This window comes from Pseudomonas sp. A0308, assembly GCF_044218815.1.
GTDB lineage: Bacteria > Pseudomonadota > Gammaproteobacteria > Pseudomonadales > Pseudomonadaceae > Aquipseudomonas > Aquipseudomonas iridis.
Map to the genome: position 1 here is coordinate 5,778,207 of NZ_CP162581.1, position 21,136 is coordinate 5,799,342.

The following is a 21,136-nucleotide window of genomic DNA, read 5'->3' on the forward strand; positions in this document are numbered from 1 at the left end:
CACGGCGCAGAGGAGTTTCCATGGATAAAAAACTGATGGTGGTCGCGGTGGCGACCTTGGCTTTGGGCATCGGCATCGGCTCGATGTGGCCCGGCAATGCTTCTATCGACGCGCATGCCGATGAAGCGGCGGAACATGCCGATCACGCTGAAGAAGGCGCCGCCGCCGACGGCGACCACGGCGAAGAAGGGCACATTGAATTGAGCGCCGAACAGATCACCGCTGCGGGCATTCAACTGGCCGAAGCACGGGCGCAAACCATCAGCCTGGGGTTACCGTTCCCCGGTGAAGTGCGATTCGACGAAGACCGCACTGCCCACGTCGTGCCACGCGTGCCCGGCGTGGTCGAGTCGGTGTCGGTCAACCTCGGCCAGTCGGTGAAGAAGGGCCAATTGCTGGCGGTAATCTCCAGTCAGCAGATCTCCGATCAGCGCAGCGAGCAGGCGGCGGCGCAACGCCGTTTGGCCTTGGCGCGCACGACTTATGAGCGCGAAAAAAAGCTGTGGCAGGACAGGATTTCTGCCGAGCAGGATTTTCTCCAGGCGCGGCAAGCCATGGAAGAAGCCGAAATCGCCGTGAACAACGCCCGGCAAAAAATCAGCGTGCTCAGCGGCAGCGTGGTCGCCACCGGCGGCAATCGCTATGAACTGCGTGCGCCGTTCGACGGTGTCGTGGTGGAAAAACACCTGACGCCGGGGGAGGTGGTTGATGAAGCCACAGCGGCTTTCACGCTCTCCGACCTATCGCGAGTGTGGGTGACGTTCGGCGTTTCGCCCAAGGACCTGACCAAGGTGCAAGTGGGCAAAGCCGTGACCGTCAGCGCGCCGGAGTTGAATGCGCAAGTCACCGGCAGCGTGGCCTACGTCGGCAGTCTGCTTGGCGAACAAACCCGCACGGCGACTGTGCGCGTCACCCTGGAAAACCCGCAAGGTTCGTGGCGTCCGGGGCTGTTCGTCACCGCACTGGTGGCCACTGACAGTCGTCAGGCGCAAGTCGCGGTGCCGGAAACCGCAATCCAGACCGTCGAGGACAAACCCACGGTGTTCGTGCGCACTGACGACGGCTTCAAGGCGCAAGCGGTGGAGCTGGGCAGTCGCGCGGCGGGGCAGGTGGAAATCACCCAAGGCCTGGAGGCCGGCGCGCAAGTCGCCAGCGCCGGCAGCTTCGTCCTCAAATCCGAACTGGGCAAGGCTTCGGCCGAGCACAGTCATTAATTCTGGAAGGTCCCCATGTTCGAACGCCTGATCCAGTTTGCCATCGAGCAGCGCATCATTGTGCTGCTCGCCGTTCTGCTCATGGCCGGCCTCGGCATCGCCAGTTATCAAAAACTGCCGATCGACGCCGTGCCCGACATCACCAATGTTCAGGTGCAGATCAACACCGGCGCCGCCGGGTTCTCGCCGCTGGAAACCGAGCAGCGCATCACCTTCCCGATTGAAACTGCCATGGCCGGTTTGCCGGCATTGGAGCAGACCCGTTCGCTGTCACGTTCGGGGCTGTCACAGGTCACGGTGATCTTCAAGGACGGCACCGACCTGTTTTTCGCCCGGCAATTGGTCAACGAGCGTTTGCAGATCGCCAAGGAGCAATTGCCCGAAGGCGCGGAAGCGGTGATGGGGCCGATTTCCACCGGTCTCGGCGAGATTTTCCTGTGGACGGTCGAGGCGCAGGAAGGTGCGTTGAAGGACGACGGCACGCCCTACACGCCGACCGATTTGCGGGTGATTCAGGACTGGATCATCAAGCCGCAATTGCGCAACGTGCCGGGTGTGGCCGAGATCAACACCATCGGCGGTTTTGCCAAGGAATACCAGATTGCGCCGGACCCGAAACGCCTCGCCGCGTACAAGCTGACCCTCACCGATCTGGTCACGGCGCTGGAGCGCAACAACGCCAACGTCGGCGCCGGTTACATCGAGCGCAGCGGCGAGCAGTTGCTGATTCGCGCGCCGGGGCAAGTGGCGAGCACCGAGGACATTGCCAACATCGTCATGGCCAATGTCGACGGCACACCGATCCGCATCAAAAACGTCGCCACCGTGGAAATCGGCCGCGAACTGCGCAGCGGCGCGGCCACCGAAAACGGCCGTGAAGTGGTGCTCGGCACGGTGTTCATGCTCATCGGCGAGAACAGCCGCACCGTCTCACAAGCCGTCGCCGGCAAGCTTGAGCAGATCAACAAATCGTTGCCCAACGGCGTGATCGCCGTGCCGGTGTACGACCGCACGCACCTGGTCGACAAGGCCATCGCCACGGTGAAAAAGAACCTCATCGAAGGCGCGATTCTGGTGATCGCGATCCTGTTCCTGTTCCTCGGCAACATTCGCGCGGCGTTGATCACGGCGATGGTGATTCCGCTGTCGATGCTGTTCACCTTCACCGGCATGTTCAGCAACAAGGTCAGCGCCAACCTGATGAGCCTCGGCGCGCTCGACTTCGGCATCATCGTCGACGGCGCGGTGGTGATCGTCGAAAACACCCTGCGCCGACTCGCTCATGCGCAGCAGCACCATGGGCGATTGTTGACGCGTGCCGAGCGTTTCAAGGAAGTGTTTGCGGCGGCCAAAGAGGCGCGACGACCGCTGATTTTTGGTCAGTTGATCATCATGGTCGTGTACCTGCCGATCTTCGCCCTGAGCGGCGTTGAAGGGAAAATGTTCCACCCGATGGCATTCACCGTGGTCATCGCGTTGCTCGGCGCGATGCTGTTGTCGGTGACTTTTGTGCCGGCGGCGATTGCGCTGTTCGTGACTGGCAAGGTCAAGGAGGAAGAGGGCGCGGTGATGCGTGGCGCGCGTCGCGTCTATGCGCCGGCATTGGCTTGGGTGATGGGGCATCGTGCCGTTGCGGTGGGTGCGGCGTTGGGCGTGATCGTGCTCAGCGGCGTGATGACCAGCCGCATGGGCAGCGAGTTTGTGCCGAGCCTCAGTGAAGGCGATTTCGCCCTGCAAGCCTTGCGCGTGCCGGGTACCAGCCTGACGCAATCGGTGGACATGCAGCAGCGGCTGGAAACCCTCATTCTGGCCAAAATACCGGAAGTCGAGCGAGTATTCGCCCGCACCGGTACTGCGGAAATCGCCTCCGACCCGATGCCACCAAACATCTCCGACAGCTACGTGATGCTCAAGCCCAAAGAGCAATGGCCAGACCCGGGCAAGTCCCGCGACACCCTGATGGCCGAACTGCAAGCGGCGGCCGCCACATTGCCGGGCAGCAACTACGAGCTGTCGCAGCCGATTCAGTTGCGCTTCAACGAATTGATTTCCGGCGTGCGCAGTGACGTGGCGGTGAAGGTGTTTGGCGATGACATGGACGTGCTCAACGCCACGGCGGCGAAGATTGCGGCGGCGATGCAGAAGGTCAACGGCGCCTCCGAAGTCAAAGTCGAGCAAACCACCGGGTTGCCGGTGCTGACCATCAACATCGATCGCGACAAGGCCGCGCGTTACGGGCTCAACGTCGGTGATGTGCAGGACACCATTGCCGTGGCGGTGGGCGGACGTCAGGCCGGCACGTTGTATGAAGGGGATCGGCGTTTCGACATGGTCGTGCGTTTGTCCGATGCCATGCGCAAGGACATCGACGGCTTGTCGGCGCTGCTGATTCCGGTGCCGGCGGTGAATGGCGCGGCGAATCAGATCGGCTTCATCGCACTGCAAGACGTCGCCAGCCTCGACCTGGTGCTGGGGCCGAATCAGGTCAGCCGTGAAAACGGCAAGCGGCTGGTGATCGTCAGCGCCAACGTGCGTGGGCGCGATATCGGTTCATTCGTTGCCGAGGCGGGCGAAGTGATCGAACGCGACGTGCAAGTGCCGCCCGGTTACTGGACCAGTTGGGGCGGGCAGTTCGAGCAACTGCAATCAGCGGCCAAGCGCTTGCAGATCGTGGTGCCGGTGGCGTTGCTGCTGGTGTTCGGGTTGTTGTTCATGATGTTCAACAATCTGAAGGATGGCTTGCTGGTGTTTACCGGGATTCCGTTTGCGTTGACTGGGGGCGTGATGGCGCTGTGGCTGCGCGATATTCCGCTGTCGATTTCGGCGGGCGTCGGGTTTATTGCGTTGTCCGGAGTGGCGGTGTTGAACGGCTTGGTGATGATTGCGTTCATTCGCAATCTGCGGGAGGAGGGGCGGTCGCTCACTGAGGCGATCAACATCGGTGCGCTGACGCGATTGCGGCCAGTGTTGATGACGGCACTGGTGGCGTCGCTGGGCTTCATTCCGATGGCGCTGGCGACCGGCACGGGGGCTGAGGTGCAGCGGCCATTGGCGACAGTGGTGATCGGCGGGATCCTGTCTTCGACGATTCTCACGTTGCTGATCTTGCCGGCGCTGTACCAACTCGCCCATCGCCGGGATGAGGAGGCTGTTCCAACTAAATAGGTAATCCCCCTGTGGGAGCGAGCCTGCTCGCGAAGGCGATCTGTCAGTCAACAATGATGTGACTGAACCACCGCTTTCGCGAACAGGCTCGCTCCCACAGGGTTTCCGTGCGCTGATCCGGGAGATAACGGATATGTAATTTCCCCGCCACCGTCCCGATAGGTTCGGATTGTTACCTTGATCCCGTCAGCTACTTAAACGAGGAATCAAAATGAAATTTGCCCAAATCAGTGCCTTCACCGCAGCCCTGGCGCTGTCTTCCCTGGCCATGGCCGAAGGTGGCGGCGACCGCACCTTCGAAAAAATGATGACCGCCAACGACCGCTCCTTAGAGCTGTACGTTGCCCGCGAACAGGCCCGCGATCCGGTCGTCGTCAATCACAAGAAAGACGACAAGACTCAAGACCTGTAAACGCAGCCGTGCTGGAACAAGCCTGTCATCGCGCATCGATGCCGGGCTTTTTTATGGAGGAATTGAACATGAAATTGATCAAGTGGATGGTGTTCACCGGGGTGATGGCGATGTCCATGAATGTGCTGGCCGAGGGCGGTGGTGACCGCACGTTTGAGCGCGCATTCAGTGCCAACGCCAAAGCCATGGAGCAATACGCCGCCAACCAGGGCAAAGCGCCGCCAGTGGTGAAGGAATACGAGTACGGGATGAAGCTGGATGTGGTCAAAGTCGTAAGCGTCGTCAAGCCGCCGGCGACTTGCGCCGTCGTCCCCACCGCCATGACCTACGAAGACTCGGAAGGCCAACTCAACACCGTCAAATACACCGTGGCCGGCGATTGTCGCCAACGTGGCTGATCTGCCAACGATCAGAACACTCCCCCCTGTAGGAGCTGCCGAAGGCTGCGATCTTTTGATCTTGATCTTGATCTTGATCTTGATCTTGATCTTGATCTTGAAAATCAAAATCAAAAGATCGCAGCCTGCGGCAGCTCCTACACGGGGGGGTTGAATATCACGATGTGTATTTCGATTCGGGATGTTTAACGGTGTAGGTCAATCGCAGAACCTTCCCACAATGTTTTCAGGTTGTCCGTCGGACGTCGGCTCTCTAGGCTGTGAACGTCGCTGCCCAATCAGCGATCGGGATTGGAACCCCGGAGAACGTATCAGCGCCAAAGCGTCTTTCATGACGTATGCTTGCGCACCTTCATGGTGTGCACGCTGTTATGGCGGCTGTGCGCGGGAGACTTCGAGTCTGCCGGGTTTCTCCGTTCCCCGGGTTCCAACCTGCGTACAGCTGCCACCCCTTCGCGTGGAACCGAATGGGTCAGCTCCAACGTTCAGAAGGAGAAACAACATGAAAAAGCCAACACCCAATCCGCCCGAAACAACCGTCCCTGCGGACGCCAATACAACGTCCCCCTACGCTGGCGAAGACACCCGCAAACTCCACGAAGCCGCCGACCGCGCCCTCGACTTCTACCTCAAGCCCACCGCCGCCATCATGGCCACGCCCTACGTCCAGAACCAGATGTTCCAGGTCAATCCGAAGGCCGACACCGAATCCCTGCTGGCCAACGCCAGCGAATCCCTGGGCTCGGCCTCCGTCATGCTCGGCGACTTCGCGGCGCTGCTGCAAGGCGCGCATCGCAAGACCCTGCTCGGTATCGCACAAGTGGTGATGCTTGGCGAACTCGCGGTGAACAGGGCGCTGGATAACGTCGAGCCCACCGCATAATCGTGTGGGAGCGAGCCTGCTCGCGAAAGCGGTGAGTCAACCGACGATGGCGTTGGCTATGCCGACGTCTTCGCGAGCAGGCTCGCTCCCACGGGTTTTGGCGTTGCGTTGAAGTCCGGACATAAAAAAGGCGTCCCAAAGGACGCCAAAAAATTCACCTCTTTCCAAAGGAGCAAGGAGCTTCTAAAGGTGAATGTGCATTGCTCGTAAACTCAGAGAATCGCCAACGGATACTCGACAATCACCCGCACTTCATCCAGGTCCGACTCGAATGCCGTGGCGCGAGTGGTGGCCTGGCGCAAGCGCAATGACATGTCCTTCAACGAACCGCTCTGCACCACGTATTTGACTTCGATATCCCGCTCCCAGCGCTTCTGATCCGTCAGCGGATTGCCGTCGCCATCGCGGCGCATGTACACGGCGTTGGCGTTGGAATAGTCGGCGTCGGTGCCGCGCGCGTAGCGGGTCATGAACGACAAGCCCGGTACGCCATAGGGGGTCATGTCGAGGTCGTAACGAACCATCCATGAACGTTCCTTGGGCGAGTTGAAGTCGCTGTACTGGATGGAGTTGTCGAGGAAGATCGAGTCGGACTGGCGTAGGTAATCGAAATCGTCGTTGCCGTTGTTGCGCTGGTGGGAGAGGGCGACGGAATGCGCGCCGAGTTTCACCCCGACACGGCCGCTCCAGATGTTGTTGTCGAACTCGCCGAGCAGTTGTTTGCCTTCGTCGACAGCCTTGTAGTAATTCAAACCACCAAACAGCGACAAGTCATCCGACAGCGGATACGTCCACGCGGTGCCGGCGTAGTACTGATTCCAGGCATCCTTGAGACGACTGGAATACAGGCTGAAACTGAGGTTTTTGTTCAGCACGTAATCGCCGCCGCCATAAGCGATCCACGGCGAATTGACCGGGCCGGCATAGAAGGTCGCAAAGTTCTCGCGCATGTCGCTGGACACCGGTTGGCTCATCGCGTGCAGTCGACCACCCTGAACCGACAGACCTTCAATACTGGTGTTGGTCGCCGTCACGCCGCGAAAGCTTTCTGGCAGCAAACGAGAGTCTCCTGCCGCTACTACCGGGTTGGCCGGGAACACATCACCAACCCTGACCACCGTATCGAATGCCCGCACTTTCGCGGCGCCACCGACCTTGGTGTATTCGTCCCGCGCCTCGCCGTCACTGTTGACCGGCAACACATCAAACGAACTGCGCCCACCGTTGCGCCCGTCACCGGTGTCGAGTTTCAAACCGATCATCGCAAACGCATCAACACCGACCCCGACGGTGCCTTGGGTAAAGCCGGACTCGAACTTGCTGATCACCGCGTGCGACCAGGCCTCGGAATAACCGTTGCCGGTCGGGCTGGACTGGCCGTTGCGGTGCTCACGATTGAAATAGAAATTACGGTTGAGCACCGTCAGGCTGCTGCCTTCGATAAAGCCCTCGGCTTTTTCTTCTGCAAACACCATGGACGGCCCGGAGCCGACCACCACCGCTAAAGCGGCCATAGACATTTTTGTATTGTTAACCATCAAACACTCCTTGGGTTCGGCAGAACGGGAACGTGCTTCGGCGTGGGTTTTATTGTTCGACGGGCAAGCGCCCGCCGGCATGGTCGCCGGGTAACATCGTTGCAAGCTGCGGATAACGCCGAGGTGATGGCGCAATTACAATTTCGTCATGTGGGTGTACCTGGAGTTTGTGAATTCCACACAAACCTGTGGGAGCGAGCCTGCTCGCGATAGCGGAGTGTCAGGCACTGAGGATGGTGGAAGTGCCGACGCCTTCGCGAGCAGGCTCGCTCCCACCAAGCGACTTCGCGATTGACGTACCGGAACAATTCACAGCACTATCGCCCCATGAACACCCAAAATCGAATGACCATGATGTGCTCCTGCATGACCGCTTCCGGCGGGCCATAAGGTCATACGTGTTTGTCATTTGACGTGTACCCGAAGCCCCGCCAGAAATGGACGGGGCTTTTTCATTTCCTGTCTGCACATGGCTCATGGAGAGAGATATGTTCGAGATCAGAAGAGCCACCACGAATGACGCCCAAACCGCATTCGACATACGACGCTTGGCGATCAGGCATCAATGCATCGGTGCTTACACCGAACAGCAAATGCACCACTGGACCAAGGGCTCGGCTGAGGATGGTTACGACACGCTTATGGAAAAGCATTTCTATCTGGGCTGGGTTGAGGGCGAGCCAGTGGCAACCGGAATGCTTGATGTGGAGCACCGTGAAATCGGTGCAATCTTCATTCATCCGGATTTCATGCAACGCGGATTGGGTAAACACGTTTTGCACTTTCTCGAAGATCTGGCGAGGGTGCTGGGGCTGACAGAGGTCTGTCTGGACGCGACGTTGAACGCTGCCGATTTTTACCGGCGCTGCGGTTACATCGGGGAGGGGAGTGCGATTTACCAATCGCCTTCGGGTCTGCAACTGGCGTGCGTGCCCATGGTGAAGAAACTGTGATGCGATTGTGGCGAGGGAGCTTGCTCCCGCTGGACTGCGCAGCAGGGCCCGCTTCCGAGTCCAAGGCGCTGGCCAAGGTCTTCACTGAAATCACCGGGATCAAGCTCAGCGATATTGGCTGACCTGACACCATCGCGAGCAGGCTCACTCCTGGAATTATGCGCGCCGCTCAGAGCATTTGTGGCCGCCGCAATCCCTGCAGGAGTAAGCCGGCAGGGGCGGCGTCGGACTTTCCGAGCTGGCGAACGTCGTGATTTTCTGACTTCGGGTTTCCGAAGCCAGATCAAAAAGATCGCAGCCTGCAGAGCTATTCATCAGGGCTTGGGTTTGGGTACATAGCGCTGATTGTTCACGTTACCTCCCCAAAGCACATAACTGCCGTCGCGGCACCTTGCTGCGAAAGAGGGGTCGATGCGAGGAGGGATTGGGGGAGGAGCGGGTGGAACGCTCACATACGGGAAGCGCTTGATCGAATACAGCTCGATGACATCGTGGTCCAGGTACCGAGCCAGCTCCGGCGGAATTTCGCCGGCGTCATCCATCGCCAGTGTCGCTCCCCACACAATTACGGCGCCATAAACAGGACCTTGGGCGGCAATGACGCCATAGGCACCGTTGGTGCAATATACGCTAACGATTTTGCTTGCCATCAAAGACTGTCTGACGCTGTTAGTCATGGAGCCACCATGGGTTTCCAGGCCCCAGACGACCACTGCCCGGGTACGCCCATCTTCATGCTTGCTCAGCAGGAAGTAACTCACATCATTGGAATGCAGGCTGACGATCCCCGGGACAGTGATAGCTCTGGTGCCGACACGCCCCTGTGGATTGGCAGGTATGGGATGGGAATCGTTTAACGCCTCGGCAATCTCGTTTCGAGTCGTCGCGGTGATCGATGCTCCGCCGTAGAGTGTCGCCCCCCAGGCTTCTGCCTCGCCGCGTTCGGTGACGATGCAAAACGCCCAGCGCGTGGCCTTGCACAGAATCACACCGCCACGGCTTGCTATCTGCGCCGCGGAGGGGGACATGACGCCACCTTCGCCCGACAGCCCCCAACTGACAGCCGTGCGGGAATTTTTGGTAATGGCACAAAATGCCGTGGTGGCTGCCGTAACGGTATTTACACCGCCATCCTCGTTGATCGCTTTCGTCACGTTGTCAGGCAGGTTGCCACCGTGAGCGGCCACTCCCCACGTCACAATTTCACCGTTAGTGCCAATGGCACAGTAAGCGGTGGCGGCAGCAATGATACGTTCGACCACAATGTTGTCGAGCTTTTGCCGAGTCGCAGCGTTGATCTGTCCACCGTTGGCTTGATTACCCCAAGCGTACACCTTGCCATTCTCAGTCCGCACAGCGAACGCATTTTGCGTGGCATGGATAGCGACGGGTTTATCGAACCACAGTGCTCTTTGAATCTCAGCAGGGATGACATCACCGGAACCGGCTTTGCCAACAGCACCGATTCGATCATCGGTGCCCGTCGCATCTTTGTAGATGAAGGCAAAACACTCCCGGTTGCTGTAAACCGATGCGATGTCCGTGAGTTTCACGGAGATATTGGTCGGTGTATTGGCTCCCCAGAGAAAAAGCTGATTGCTACCGCCCACTACGACCAACGCGCCGAAATCCTTTTCGGTGGAATAAAGACGCGCTGCCGGGCTGTTTTTCAGGAAGTTGACAATGTTAGGGGGCACTGGGAGCCCCCAACCTGCCTGTCCCTCAAAGAAAATATCGCGGGTTGCCGGGTCAATCAGGCCGAATGCGCCCCCGGTTGAGACGAAAACCCGGTCATAGGGTTCGGCCTCATGAAAGCCGAAGTTTCCGATCTGTTGGAGGTGACTGTTTTCGTTTTCTTCTCGGCTGATGCCTTGAAAGTCTGAGCTTACAACTTTGCCGTCAGACCGGACTTGCTGGCCGATCTCACCGCTCGATGCCACTGGCGTTACCGAGAATACCAGTGCGCGCCCTTCGTATTCGTGCTTGATCTTCAGATCAAGGATCGAACCTTCGGGGCCGGCAATCGGCTTGTTATCCAGATACCAAAGGTAGACAGAAGCCCCTTCGGGATTTTCATCCACGTTTTCATAAATATAACTTCCGCGAATAACCCCTCCGATCATGGCTTCGCCGATGATGATGACGTTACTGGCTACAGGCGCAGCGGTAATGCTCATGAGCAACACTCCCTTTTCCTTTCAGGCACGGTTCTGTTGGCGAGAAACAGCGCATCAGTCGCGTTCAGGATCGAACTCTTCCTGTTTGAGATGGGAGCCCCATGACACATATTTATTGTCTTTCTTGCGCGCAATGAATGCTGCGGCCGATGCAGCGCTTGGCGAGGGGTAGGCCTGGATAGTGTTTATATCGACAACGTCTCTACTCAGCGTATCAATCAAATTTGCAGGAATGGTGCCGCCATCGACGTTAGCCCTGCCCCAGGTGACCACCGCGCCTTGAACCGACCCCTGATTACAGATTGCGGCGTAAGCACCGTTGGATGCATGGATTTTGATGATGTGGCTGGCCTGCAGCACCTGTTTCACACTACTCGGTATGTTGCCTCCCGCGGCCAATAGCCCCCAGCTATGAATGAGTTCTGTACGGCCGTCAGGGTGTCTTGCGAGAAGTACGAAGCTGGAGTCGTTACGCATCAACTGGATATCCCCACCCGCGGTTGTTTGCAGTCTCGAAAACACTCTTGATTTGCGACTGACTGCAGAGACCTGGATGTCTTTGAACAAGTTTTCGATCTGCGCCTTTGTGTCACCCTGCTCGAATACTGCTTCAGCGTCCGACACCGAATTATCAACGCCACCGTAGCCCAAAGTACCCCACGCCGCAGAGCCTCCACTTTCATTGATAAAGCACATGGCCCAAGGGGTCGCGACGCACAGAACAATATTGCCCCGTGCCGCCAGAGCGGCAGTCGCTTCCGACATGTTTCCGCCGTACGTGGCCGTCCCCCAGGTAAGGAGTTTTTTCCTGCGGTTGGTGATTGCACAGAAGGCACCGGCATTGGCTATCACAGTAAACGCGCCGTCATCGTCGTAGATACGGGTAAGAACGAGTGACGGAATGACGCCATCTTTCCCCCATCCGATCAGCTCTCCGTCGTCTGTGAGCGCACAAAACGCAGTACTTGATGCAATGATTCGCGCCACTCTCATGGTGTTCAACTGAGCCTGGATATTGGCGGGGATGGTCCCTCCGTTAGTTGCGTTACCCCAGCACATGACTTTGCCACTTTCGGTTCGTACAGCGAATGCATCGAGAGTGCTGTAGATGGCAACGGGCTTGTCGAACAAGAGCTTGTTTTGTATTTCGAGGGGGACTACACCACCGGTCGCTGCGGTACCGACCGCGCCGATAGTGTTGCTGCCGGGTACAGGATTCTCATAGATAAAAGCCGCGGACGCGTTGTTGGTGTAAATGCTTCTGATACCTTGAAGGTCGGGTAGAACGGCTGGCATTCCTAGTCCCCAGACCAGCACGGTGTTGGTATTCCCGACAGGTACCTTCGCGCAAAAGCTGTTGTTTGTCGAAGACATGGTAATGGCCGAGTTGTTTCTGAGATAACTGGCGATTTCCGGCGGTACAACGCCGCCATGACTCTGCGCGCCCAGGACCGAGACGTTCTGCGTAACCCGGTTTTTCAATGCATAGGCACCGGCAGTCGATGTGCCCCGGTGATCGTTTGGAATGGCGTGAAAGGCAAACTGACCCCTTTGCTTGAAAAAGCTGTTCTCACTTTCTTCTTCGCTGATGTTTTGATACTGGGCGCTGGTGACCTTTTTGGGATCAGAGAACGTTTCATCACCTTCCTCACCCGATACGGCAACCGGAATGACGGAAAACTGAATCGTTAACCCTTCATGCTCGGCGGTCAGAGCGAGGTCGACGGTAGTCGCAATAACTTCATTGCCGGACTCGACGCTGTACCAGCAAAACACCGAATCCCCTTCAGGGTTCACATCGGCATTCTGATAGATGTAACTCCCGCTCACGGTTCCACCGACTGCGGTCTCACCCATGATGGCTACTTGTTTCACGGTAGGTGCCGCTTTTGCATCTGCACTCATGACGAATACTCCAGACTGAATCCCTTACCCAGGGACATGGTTTGAATTGGGCTGAAATCAGTTCATTCGGTGTAAGAGACTTCACCGGTCAACAGGTCCAGATCAGGAGCCCCGGGGCCCCAGGCATGCAGCGTTTTTTGTTCACCCAATGCGACCCAATGGCGACCGGCCGGATACACACACGTCATGCCGGGCAAGTGCTCGGTTGAGGGGTTGATTCCCCAGGAAATGGCGCTATGGTCGTCTTGTATGGCGCAAAAGCTTGCGTACGAAGCGGACAGTGAAAGGGTCTTGCCCAAGCCGCCGGGCAGGGCGCCGCCCTCGTTGGGTTCACCCCAGGCGGCCAGCGATCCATCGGTCCTTAGCGCGCAAAAAGCGGTTGTCGAACCAACGACGTGCTGAACGTTGTGGAGTGTTTCTTGAGGTGCACCGCCAAATCTGGGGTTGCCCCAGGTGACAACGCTGCCATCCATCTTCAACGCTGCGAACGCAGCACTGGTTGACGCGAGCGCCGATACATTGGTGAGTAATTTCGCCGTCTCGGCAGCAATAGCTCCCCCGTGTTCATCCGAGCCCCAGGCGACGACTCTCTGGTCAGCCTTGATGACAGCAAATGCGCGATCACTGGCGCTGATGTGTAATGCGCCCCGGGCCGCTGTTACCTGCAAACCCGTTGGCCAGGTCGCTCCCCAACTGAACACACGTCCATCTTGCAGAACAGCACTGAAATCAGCGGTACTGCCAATGACGTGAAGAACGGCCGTGAGGTGCGGGCTGACAGTGTCGGGAATCTTCCCGCCAAAGTCCGGATCTCCCCAAGCCACCAGACTTCCATCGTTTAGCAAGGCGACAAAGGCGCCAGCGCTGGAGGCGATTTTTTTCACATCGTTAAGTTTCGCGCCGATCTCCGGAGGGATCCGTCCGCCAAGAAGCGCTGCCCCCCAGGCGAAAACAGTGCCATCCCGTCTCAGTGCCGCAAACGCTGATCCACCGGCAACCACATAACGAACGTCTTGCGCGTCAGCGGGCGGCAGCATTTCACTGTTTTGACTCCAGCCAAATAGAGTGCCGTCATCTTTGACGATACAGCCACTGAACCGGTTGCTCAGGTTGACGACACCGTGCACATTAGCCGGGCGCAGCACCACGCTGGTTGACGCACGAGTCGCCGTTGGCAGCGTCACGGTCAGCGCTTTCTGGGGTTCTGTATCCAGAAAGGACGCCGCAGTCACCCCTTCACTGTCACCCTCGTAGATCCACAGAGCCTCATTTTGATCGGCACTGAACACGCTTAACCGGCTCAGGTTGGCATGGTAGCGGGGGCCTGCCTGAGAGCGGTGGCCGATGACGATCATTTGCGGATCCAGCACCTTCCCGACACGGAACGTCAGCGGGTTGGAATAACTGGTGCCACCCGCCGCGCGCGTGATGAGATAGCTTGTCTTGACTATCTCACCATCATTGTCCTTGATCAGCCCGGCCCCGATGGTGAACTGGATAGGTTTGCCCGCGGTGATCGAACTCAGTGTGATCGAGTCTGAGGCCGTGCCGGTTTTTGGGCTGGACCAAAAGTAGGTCACGACATCGCGGGGTTGTGTGTTCAGGTAGGTCACGGTCAGCGTGGTGCCGTCTCTGTCGGGCGGCATGACGCCGTCGACGATGCCGGCCACTTCCGGCTCCGGCAGTTCCAGGCGCGGCTCGCCGATTTGCAGGATCTCGGCGTGGATCGATTCGCGGGTGGCATGGGTGGCGTTGACCCGGTTCATCTTGCTGAGCGCCGCGTTTGAAACGTGCAAGAAGTAGAACGCCTCCACCGTGCCGCCGTCGCCCGTAATCAGGTGCGGATCACCGGGGACGTTAATTCGCAGCGGCTCTTCTGCCCGGATGTCACCATCGGTGATCGTGCGCAACGGCAGGTCGGGCAGGTAATGGCTCAGGTCGGGGCGAGTAACGAGCCAGCGCAGTTCGATGGACTGGCCGGCGACGAAAGACTTATCGAACGGGATCAGAATGGCCACCTGCTCCAGCGTCGGGTCCAGTGCGCCATCCGAGGCGTCCCGGATAACCGGTGCGGCTAGCCGCTGCACCTCACCGATGGCACTGATGAACAGGGTCTTGGAGCGCAGCTTTCTGGTGTGGTCGGGGCTTTCCAGCAGAAAGTATATTTCGATCTTCGAATTGGCCAATTGCCGCAGTACAGCATTGGGCACCGTTATGTTGAGAACGCCGGGCACCTTGGTCAGCTTTGCGCAGTACTTTTCGTCGATGGGCCCACCCTCCACGGGCATGCCCTTGAGGCATAAAGTGATGTTGTCGTTGACTTGGTATCTGGAATCCAGGGCGAGGATTTGCGCCGTGCCATCGGCGGTGCCTAGCCTGTCGACGTCCAGTACGTTGTTGTTGTCAGCTTGCTCGAGCAGCGGCGCCGCTAGTCGATCCGTGTCAATGGCGACCACCACGCGTTGCTCGAAGCTCCAGTCTTCGGAGCGGTTGTCCACCAGGTCGTAGACCTCGAAGGCCACCGCTAAACCTATGGCATCGGAGTCGCCAGCCTCGCGCAGGGTGGCTTCGTCGATGTGAATGATGATCGGTGTCTTGCCGTCAGCCTGATCCTGAGTGAGCGGCTCGCTGAGCACAAATACCCCGCCAACGATCAGATGGATCTGATCACCGGCCGCCGCGAATGGGTAGGCCGGCGAGCCGTCAGCCCTGCCGACGCTGACCGGGAAACCGGCGGCGACGTTCTCCTTGTTAATGCCGTCGGCGAGGATTTCCGGCGGGATGCTCATGATCAGCTTCGAATGCCCCGACCCATCGTATTCGTCGTGGCCGCCGGGGCGGGTAAACTTGCACAGAACCTGCATCGTCTCTGAATGCTCAGGCACCTGGTTGAGGCGAGTGACCGTGTAGTAGACGCCGAACAAGCCTTCGTTGATGAGTGCCGAGGGCACGAACATCTGCAGCCGTTTGCCAAGCTCGCGCTCGCTGATGACTTTTCGCAGGACTTGCTGCTCTCCAATAAAAATCAGGAGCAAGTCGCCTATGTTCATCTCACCCCACTGCTCGGGCCGACACGACAGGCCCTGACGGGGAAAGTTTTCCCACGCCGCCGCCCGGTTGATGCCCCATATCTTAGGCTCTTCGGATACCGGGCCAGTGCGGCCGGGGATGTCGAGTTCCTGTAAGGTCAGGGTGCTGTTTTCGGACGGGTCGTTGGCAGACATGGGGACGGGCTCCAGGGCAAAGGCGATGGAGTGATTGAATGCGGGATGGATGAATTGCGCACCTGTCAGATCTGACAGGTGCGCAAGGTTTTCAGACGAACGGTCGGTTAGCAGTGCGCTCAAGTTCGTTTCAACGACTCGCGTACGGTTTTCAATATCGACCATTCGAAAGCGTTGTGCCCGGCGCGCAGCAGGCGGCTTTGCACGGGCTGGCGCTGCCGTAACCAACGCAGGCTGGACATGCCGAAGGTGTCTTTGACGCCCTGGATTATCAGGGTGTCGGAATTGAGCGAAACGTCTTCGCTATCGGCACTGAAGAAGTAGCGATTGACGTGGTAATGCAATTCCAGGCGGATGGCGAGAATGGCTTCTTCATCGGCAAACCTGCCGAGAGCATCCATTGGTATTGTCTGCCCGTTGAGTCGTAACGAAGCCTGCAACCAGTGGATGGCGGCTTGGTGCTGTTGCTCATGACAGCCATCATTCAATATTTGGTGGATGTCGCGCGTGGTACCGCCACCGGTATGGCGTAAGGCTGCGTTGATTGCTTCTTCATAGGCGTAAGTGTTCGCTGCAAACGGAACGAACACAGACACCAATGTGGTTTTCAGCAAAGTGGCGGGGTACCGCTGCTGGTATTGAATGGCCAGCCAGGTGCCCCAGGAGACACCCAGCAGACTGATGCGCTGCAAACCAAGATGCAGGCGCAAGGCGTTGATGTCTTCGACGTTCAGGGCCGTGTTGTTGTCTCGCGTCTGCCCGTAAGGGCGTGATCGACCACATCCGCGCTGGTCAATCAAAATCACGTCGAAGCAACGCAGGTCGAAGAATTCCAGATGATGACGGCTGCAGCGTCCACCCGGGCCCCCGTGCAAGAAGAACACGGGCTCACCACCTCGTGTTCCGTGGCGCTCCCAGTACAGTTGGTGGCCGTCAGCGGTGAGAAGGTATCCGTTGAGGCGGGTCATGCGGTGGGAAGCGTCAGGCGGTAGAACTGGAACAACTCTTGCCGCCCGCTGCGCGCCGCCACACTGGAAATAATCACCAGACCATAGGTGTGGGCCTGCCAGCGCATGGCAAGCAACACCGGGGTATGACCAAACACGAGGATTGTGCCGCCGGGGTTCACGCAGCGCACCAGGCTATTAAACGCGCCGTGTGCTTCGCGGCGGGTCATGACTTCGGCATTGAGGAAACGAAGAATCAGCACGTCGCAGCGAATAGAGGTGTCGACGCAGGCTGTCGCCTCCATCACGCGAAACTGCGCAGTGGATGTTGCGTGACGTTGTTGCGCATATTCAATCATCGAGACCGAACGGTCTGTGCCCAGATAGCGGCCGTCGGTGAGTTCGGCAGCCAGATGGGCGATGAAGTCACCCGTCGAGCAGGCCGGGTCGTAAATCAGGTCGTCCGGTTTGAGCAATGGACGCAGTACGCTCACGCAGTGTTCGCGAAAGTGGAACTCGTCGGCGTTCAGTTGCGCAGCCAGCGATGGGTTACCTTGCCAGTAATCAGGAGGGCAAACAGCCTCGTCACCGCGTTCATCGATGACCGCATAGGGAAAATGAATCTCGCTATCTGGACAGTTCAACGCGGCGTCGAAGGCTTCAGTTCTTTCTTTCAACGTTGAGGTTTGAAAGTAGATCGACACGCCGTCGTTGCCCCATTGAGACTGCCTGTGGGGGCCGAGCAGCATGGTGGGGTTCAACAGGCTGCTCAGGCCCCAGCGATTGCAAGGGTCTCGCTGCAAGACTTTGCGGCCGACCCAGTCCTGGTCGCGGACTCGCAGAATAAATACCTGATGCAGGCCGTTGCGAGTCGGTTCGACGAAACAACTGATCGGGCCTGCGCTTGTGATGTGGTCGGACAGGTTTTCTGCCAGTTCCAGTTCACGTTCCTTTGAGTAGACGATGGCTGGGTTATTCATGGGCTCACTCCGTGATTCTGTTTCCCCTCGACCTCGGGCGTGGGGAATCACCACGTTGCCGCTGGACACGACAAAAAACCGCTCCAGCCCGGGTATCACCACATTGACCAGGCTGGTGCCGAGGCTGGTTTGATGCACCGTGGATACGCCGAGGCGGCGCCCGTGTTGTTGAAGGTCCGTGGTCAACTGTTCAATCTGCAGTGGCAACGGTCTTTGCGCGCTGGCCTGGGGCAGGGTCACCGTGGACTGAACGCAGCGATGCAGCAGATCCTCAGGATTGAATAGCAGGCAGCGCAATAGTCGGGGGAAGGGACTTAAGTGACGCTTGGCGTTTAGCAAATGCTGCGTGTATTCAGGTCCTTCTGCGGCGTGATGCAACTGCACCAGTTCCGTCAGCGCGCGCCAGGCACCATGGCGCGGGTCCAGGGAGCAACCTGAACCGAAAACATGAATCCGGTCACCGGATGCGGCGCAAAACGCCAGGAAAGTGTGCGCAGCGAATTCGGTACTGATATCCACCAGCACGACCTCCGCGCCGATTTCCCTTTCGACATCCGTCCACAGTTGGCCCAGGGCATCGCCATTGCCGGGGCGGGCGATCCGGCGCAGTGGCGGGTGATTCCGATAATAAAAATGATCCAGCAAAAACAACGAAACAGCGTCCCGCTCGATGCATTCATTGATGGCATGCAGCAGGGCCTCGTTGTAACTGGCGCCGATGGCGGTGCCGCTATTGCTCGAGTATCGGCGCAAGGCGCGGCAGTCCGCGGTTTGCTGATCAAAAAACTGCTGTGTGTTGGGCGACGTCAGCGCGATCGGGTAATAAAAAGGGTCGTGTCCTTGAGGACAGGTGTAGCGTCGGCAGGCGATTCGGCGGTTCTGCTGGCTGGAAAGGAGTCGCACCGGGTCTTGGTTGAAGATCGCGTTGTCTGCGAAGTAGTCCACGGGAATAGCGTGGGCATTCTGCACCGAGAGCGAGTCTGTCCAATAGTGTTCAAGCGTTTCGTAGAGCGCACCGATGGCTGCCTGAACTGCATAACCTTTGCCGGCGCCGCGCGCGACAGGCAGACCATTGCTGTCAGTAAAGGTCGCCTGTACCGCAACAACGTCCTGACCCAAGGTGAGCGTAGCGGGCGTCATTCCCAGCCGACTCAATTCAGTTTGAATGCGCTGGCAGGCCTGGTCCGCTGTCAGTTCTCGCTCGATCATCCAGTTACTGTCCATGATTTCCATCCTCCAAAAGAACGGGGGCTTTCACCCCCGTCCGTTCACTCACTGCGCATCGAGTTCGGCCAGCTCTTCCTCACTCAGTTGCAGTGCTTCGATGTGCTCCGGATCGCGAGCTTGCTCCTCGTCCAGTTCAACGATTTTGTTGGCGTTCCAGCTGCTCATGTAGCCCATGGATCAATTCCTTTTTTTTGTGGATGAAGGTGCTTTTGATTGCACGGATCGAATCTATTAGGCGGGCTGTGAACGGTCAAAAATGTCCGGAAGTTTCAGTTCCGGGAGTGATGGGAGGTTGAAATACGTACACATCATCTTGTGATTGAACCGCGGGACGTCAGGAGCCAGCCGCTTTTGTCCGGGGGAGTTCTTGTGATGTGTCTGAGGGATGTGGTGTGCTTGCCAGGGTTTCTTGCGCGGAGGGTGTGGGATATTTCAGCGAGTCTTGTGAGAGACACAAATCTGGCAATCATCTCCTGGGAATTTTCCATCGCATGAGATGAGTTTTCCCTGCGTTGATTGAATGCGTTCCTACAACCACAGCAAGGGCAGGTATCCGGCAGAGAGGGGACAGGCGCTGCACATATATCCAAAAAAAACGGCACCCGAAGGTGCCGTTTTCATTTGTAGCCTAAATCCAGCCAGGCAATCAGCCCGCCAGACCCGCCTGCTGAACCAGTGTCAGCAACGGCTGCGGGTAAACGCCGAGGAAGAACGCAACCAGGGCGATGGCCAGCAGCATGACGCCGCCCGCCTTTTGTTCCCAGTGCAACTCGGCATCGTGGCGACGCAGGTTTGGCTCGATCAGGTACAGGGTGACCATCACGCGCAGGTAGTAGAAGACGCCAATGGCGCTGCCCAGCACCAGCGAACCTACCAGCCACCATTGGTGCGATTCGACACCGGTGGCGATGATGTAGAACTTGCCGATGAAGCCCGCGGTCAGCGGGATACCGGCCAGGGACAGCATCATCACGGTGAGTACGGCGGTCAGGTACGGACGGCGCCAGAACAGGCCGCGGTATTCGTACAGGGCATCCGCGTCACGGCCGTTGTACGGCGAGGACATCAGGGTGATCACGCCGAAAGCACCGAGGCTGGTGATCACGTAGGTGACCAGGTAGACGCCGATGGCTTCCACCGCCAGACCCTTGCTCGCCACCAGTGCAATCAGCAGGTAGCCGAAGTGCGCGATGGACGAGTAACCGAGCAGACGCTTGAGGTTGCTCTGGGTCAGGGCCAGCAGGTTACCGAACAGGATCGAAGCGACGGCGATCACGCTCAGCACGTCGCTCAGTACGCCGCTGCTGGCAGCAGGGGAGATCTGGAACAGACGCACCATCACCGCAAACACGGCAACCTTGGACGCAGTGGCGAGGAACGCAGCGACCGGTGCCGGAGCACCTTCGTAGACGTCAGGCGTCCACAGGTGAAACGGTACCAGCGACAACTTGAACGCCAGACCGATCAGCATCATGCCCAGGCCCAGTTGTGCCAGCGGGCTAGGCAGGCCAGTGGCAGCCAGTGCCTGACCGATACCGGTGAAGCTCAGCGAACCGGCGTCTGCGTACAGCAGCGCCATACCGAACAGCAGGAACGCGGAGCCGGCGGCCGACAGCACCATGTACTTGATGCCGGCTTCCAGTGAACGCTTGTTGAAGAAGGCGTAAGCCACCAGACCGTAGACCGGCACTGACAGCAGTTCCAGACCGATGAACAACCCGGCCAGGTGCTGCGCGCTGACCAGAACCAGACCACCGGCGGCGGCCATCAGGATCAGCAGGTACAGTTCTTCACGGTTGCCCGGGTAACCCGAACCGCCGTCGCCCAGATAGGCGTGGGCGAGGGTGACGCAGGCGAGGGTGGCGACCAGGATCAGCGCCATGTACAGGCATGCGAACGCATCGATCTGCAGCAATGGGGTGACGGCCAGAGGCGCGACTTTCAAGGCAGGCAGGATCGACAGCAAGGCCAGGTTCAGACCCGCCACCGAAATCAGGAAGGTCTGCGAGTGGTTGCGGCGCCAGGCGATTGCCAGCATCACCACGATAATGGTGAGGCTGGTGATCAACAGTGGCGCAAGCGCAATAAAGTGTTGAATCGTGAATTCCATAGC

At 58.5% G+C, this 21,136-nt stretch carries 14 protein-coding genes; 6 read left to right on the forward strand and 8 right to left on the reverse strand.

What is annotated here, in order from left to right; all coding sequences use genetic code 11:
* The first annotated feature begins 20 nt into the window (after nucleotides 1–20).
* The 5 genes from AB4P92_RS26715 to AB4P92_RS26735 all read left to right on the forward strand — a co-directional run bounded on the left by AB4P92_RS26715 (nucleotide 21) and on the right by AB4P92_RS26735 (nucleotide 6,072).
* Nucleotides 21–1,214 (forward strand): efflux RND transporter periplasmic adaptor subunit, encoded by a 1,194-nt coding sequence (locus AB4P92_RS26715; RefSeq protein ID WP_395598427.1) that lies wholly within the window; start codon nucleotides 21–23, stop codon nucleotides 1,212–1,214.
* A 15-nt stretch (nucleotides 1,215–1,229) separates the two neighbouring features.
* Nucleotides 1,230–4,379, forward strand: coding sequence for a CusA/CzcA family heavy metal efflux RND transporter (locus AB4P92_RS26720; RefSeq protein WP_395598428.1), 3,150 nt, complete (start codon nucleotides 1,230–1,232; stop codon nucleotides 4,377–4,379).
* A 211-nt stretch (nucleotides 4,380–4,590) separates the two neighbouring features.
* Nucleotides 4,591–4,791, forward strand: coding sequence for a co-regulatory protein PtrA N-terminal domain-containing protein (locus AB4P92_RS26725; protein ID WP_261736151.1), 201 nt, complete (start codon nucleotides 4,591–4,593; stop codon nucleotides 4,789–4,791).
* A 68-nt stretch (nucleotides 4,792–4,859) separates the two neighbouring features.
* Nucleotides 4,860–5,189: a DUF2790 domain-containing protein gene (locus AB4P92_RS26730; RefSeq protein WP_395598429.1), complete on the forward strand. Its 330-nt coding sequence runs from the start codon at nucleotides 4,860–4,862 to the stop codon at nucleotides 5,187–5,189.
* A 502-nt stretch (nucleotides 5,190–5,691) separates the two neighbouring features.
* Nucleotides 5,692–6,072, forward strand: coding sequence for a DUF6124 family protein (locus AB4P92_RS26735; protein WP_395598430.1), 381 nt, complete (start codon nucleotides 5,692–5,694; stop codon nucleotides 6,070–6,072).
* Between the two features lie 212 nt (nucleotides 6,073–6,284).
* On the opposite strand, the gene AB4P92_RS26740 is transcribed toward AB4P92_RS26735, so the two are convergent.
* Entirely contained in the window at nucleotides 6,285–7,610 is a 1,326-nt protein-coding gene (locus AB4P92_RS26740; RefSeq protein ID WP_395598431.1) for an OprD family porin, read from the reverse strand.
* 488 nt (nucleotides 7,611–8,098) lie between these two features.
* Between AB4P92_RS26740 and AB4P92_RS26745 the strand changes: the two genes are divergently transcribed.
* Nucleotides 8,099–8,563 carry a GNAT family N-acetyltransferase gene (locus AB4P92_RS26745; RefSeq protein ID WP_395598432.1) on the forward strand — a complete coding sequence of 155 codons (465 nt, stop codon included), beginning with the start codon at nucleotides 8,099–8,101 and terminating at the stop codon, nucleotides 8,561–8,563.
* A 314-nt stretch (nucleotides 8,564–8,877) separates the two neighbouring features.
* Here the strand turns inward: AB4P92_RS26745 and AB4P92_RS26750 are convergent, their stop codons facing one another.
* From AB4P92_RS26750 to nuoN, 7 genes are all read right to left on the reverse strand, one after another.
* The gene (locus tag AB4P92_RS26750; RefSeq protein ID WP_261736155.1) at nucleotides 8,878–10,740 is read right to left on the reverse strand and encodes a hypothetical protein; all 1,863 of its coding nucleotides are present in this window, start codon (nucleotides 10,738–10,740) and stop codon (nucleotides 8,878–8,880) included.
* Between the two features lie 54 nt (nucleotides 10,741–10,794).
* Complete coding sequence (locus tag AB4P92_RS26755) at nucleotides 10,795–12,645, reverse strand: hypothetical protein (protein ID WP_261736156.1); 1,851 nt, start codon at nucleotides 12,643–12,645, stop codon at nucleotides 10,795–10,797.
* A gap of 62 nt (nucleotides 12,646–12,707) precedes the next feature.
* On the reverse strand, nucleotides 12,708–16,034 hold the full coding sequence (locus tag AB4P92_RS26760; protein WP_395598433.1) for an RCC1 domain-containing protein: 3,327 nt from the start codon (nucleotides 16,032–16,034) through the stop codon (nucleotides 12,708–12,710).
* Nucleotides 15,989–16,753 carry an alpha/beta fold hydrolase gene (locus AB4P92_RS26765; RefSeq protein ID WP_395598434.1) on the reverse strand — a complete coding sequence of 255 codons (765 nt, stop codon included), beginning with the start codon at nucleotides 16,751–16,753 and terminating at the stop codon, nucleotides 15,989–15,991. Before AB4P92_RS26765 ends, AB4P92_RS26760 begins: the two co-directional genes overlap by 46 nt.
* Nucleotides 16,754–16,833: 80 nt before the next feature.
* Nucleotides 16,834–19,020 carry a YcaO-like family protein gene (locus AB4P92_RS26770; RefSeq protein ID WP_395598435.1) on the reverse strand — a complete coding sequence of 729 codons (2,187 nt, stop codon included), beginning with the start codon at nucleotides 19,018–19,020 and terminating at the stop codon, nucleotides 16,834–16,836.
* 48 nt (nucleotides 19,021–19,068) lie between these two features.
* On the reverse strand, nucleotides 19,069–19,197 hold the full coding sequence (locus tag AB4P92_RS26775; RefSeq protein ID WP_261736161.1) for a hypothetical protein: 129 nt from the start codon (nucleotides 19,195–19,197) through the stop codon (nucleotides 19,069–19,071).
* Nucleotides 19,198–19,669: 472 nt separating this feature from the next.
* Nucleotides 19,670–21,133 carry an NADH-quinone oxidoreductase subunit NuoN gene (gene nuoN / locus AB4P92_RS26780; RefSeq protein WP_042559875.1) on the reverse strand — a complete coding sequence of 488 codons (1,464 nt, stop codon included), beginning with the start codon at nucleotides 21,131–21,133 and terminating at the stop codon, nucleotides 19,670–19,672.
* Between the last annotated feature and the right edge of the window lie 3 nt (nucleotides 21,134–21,136).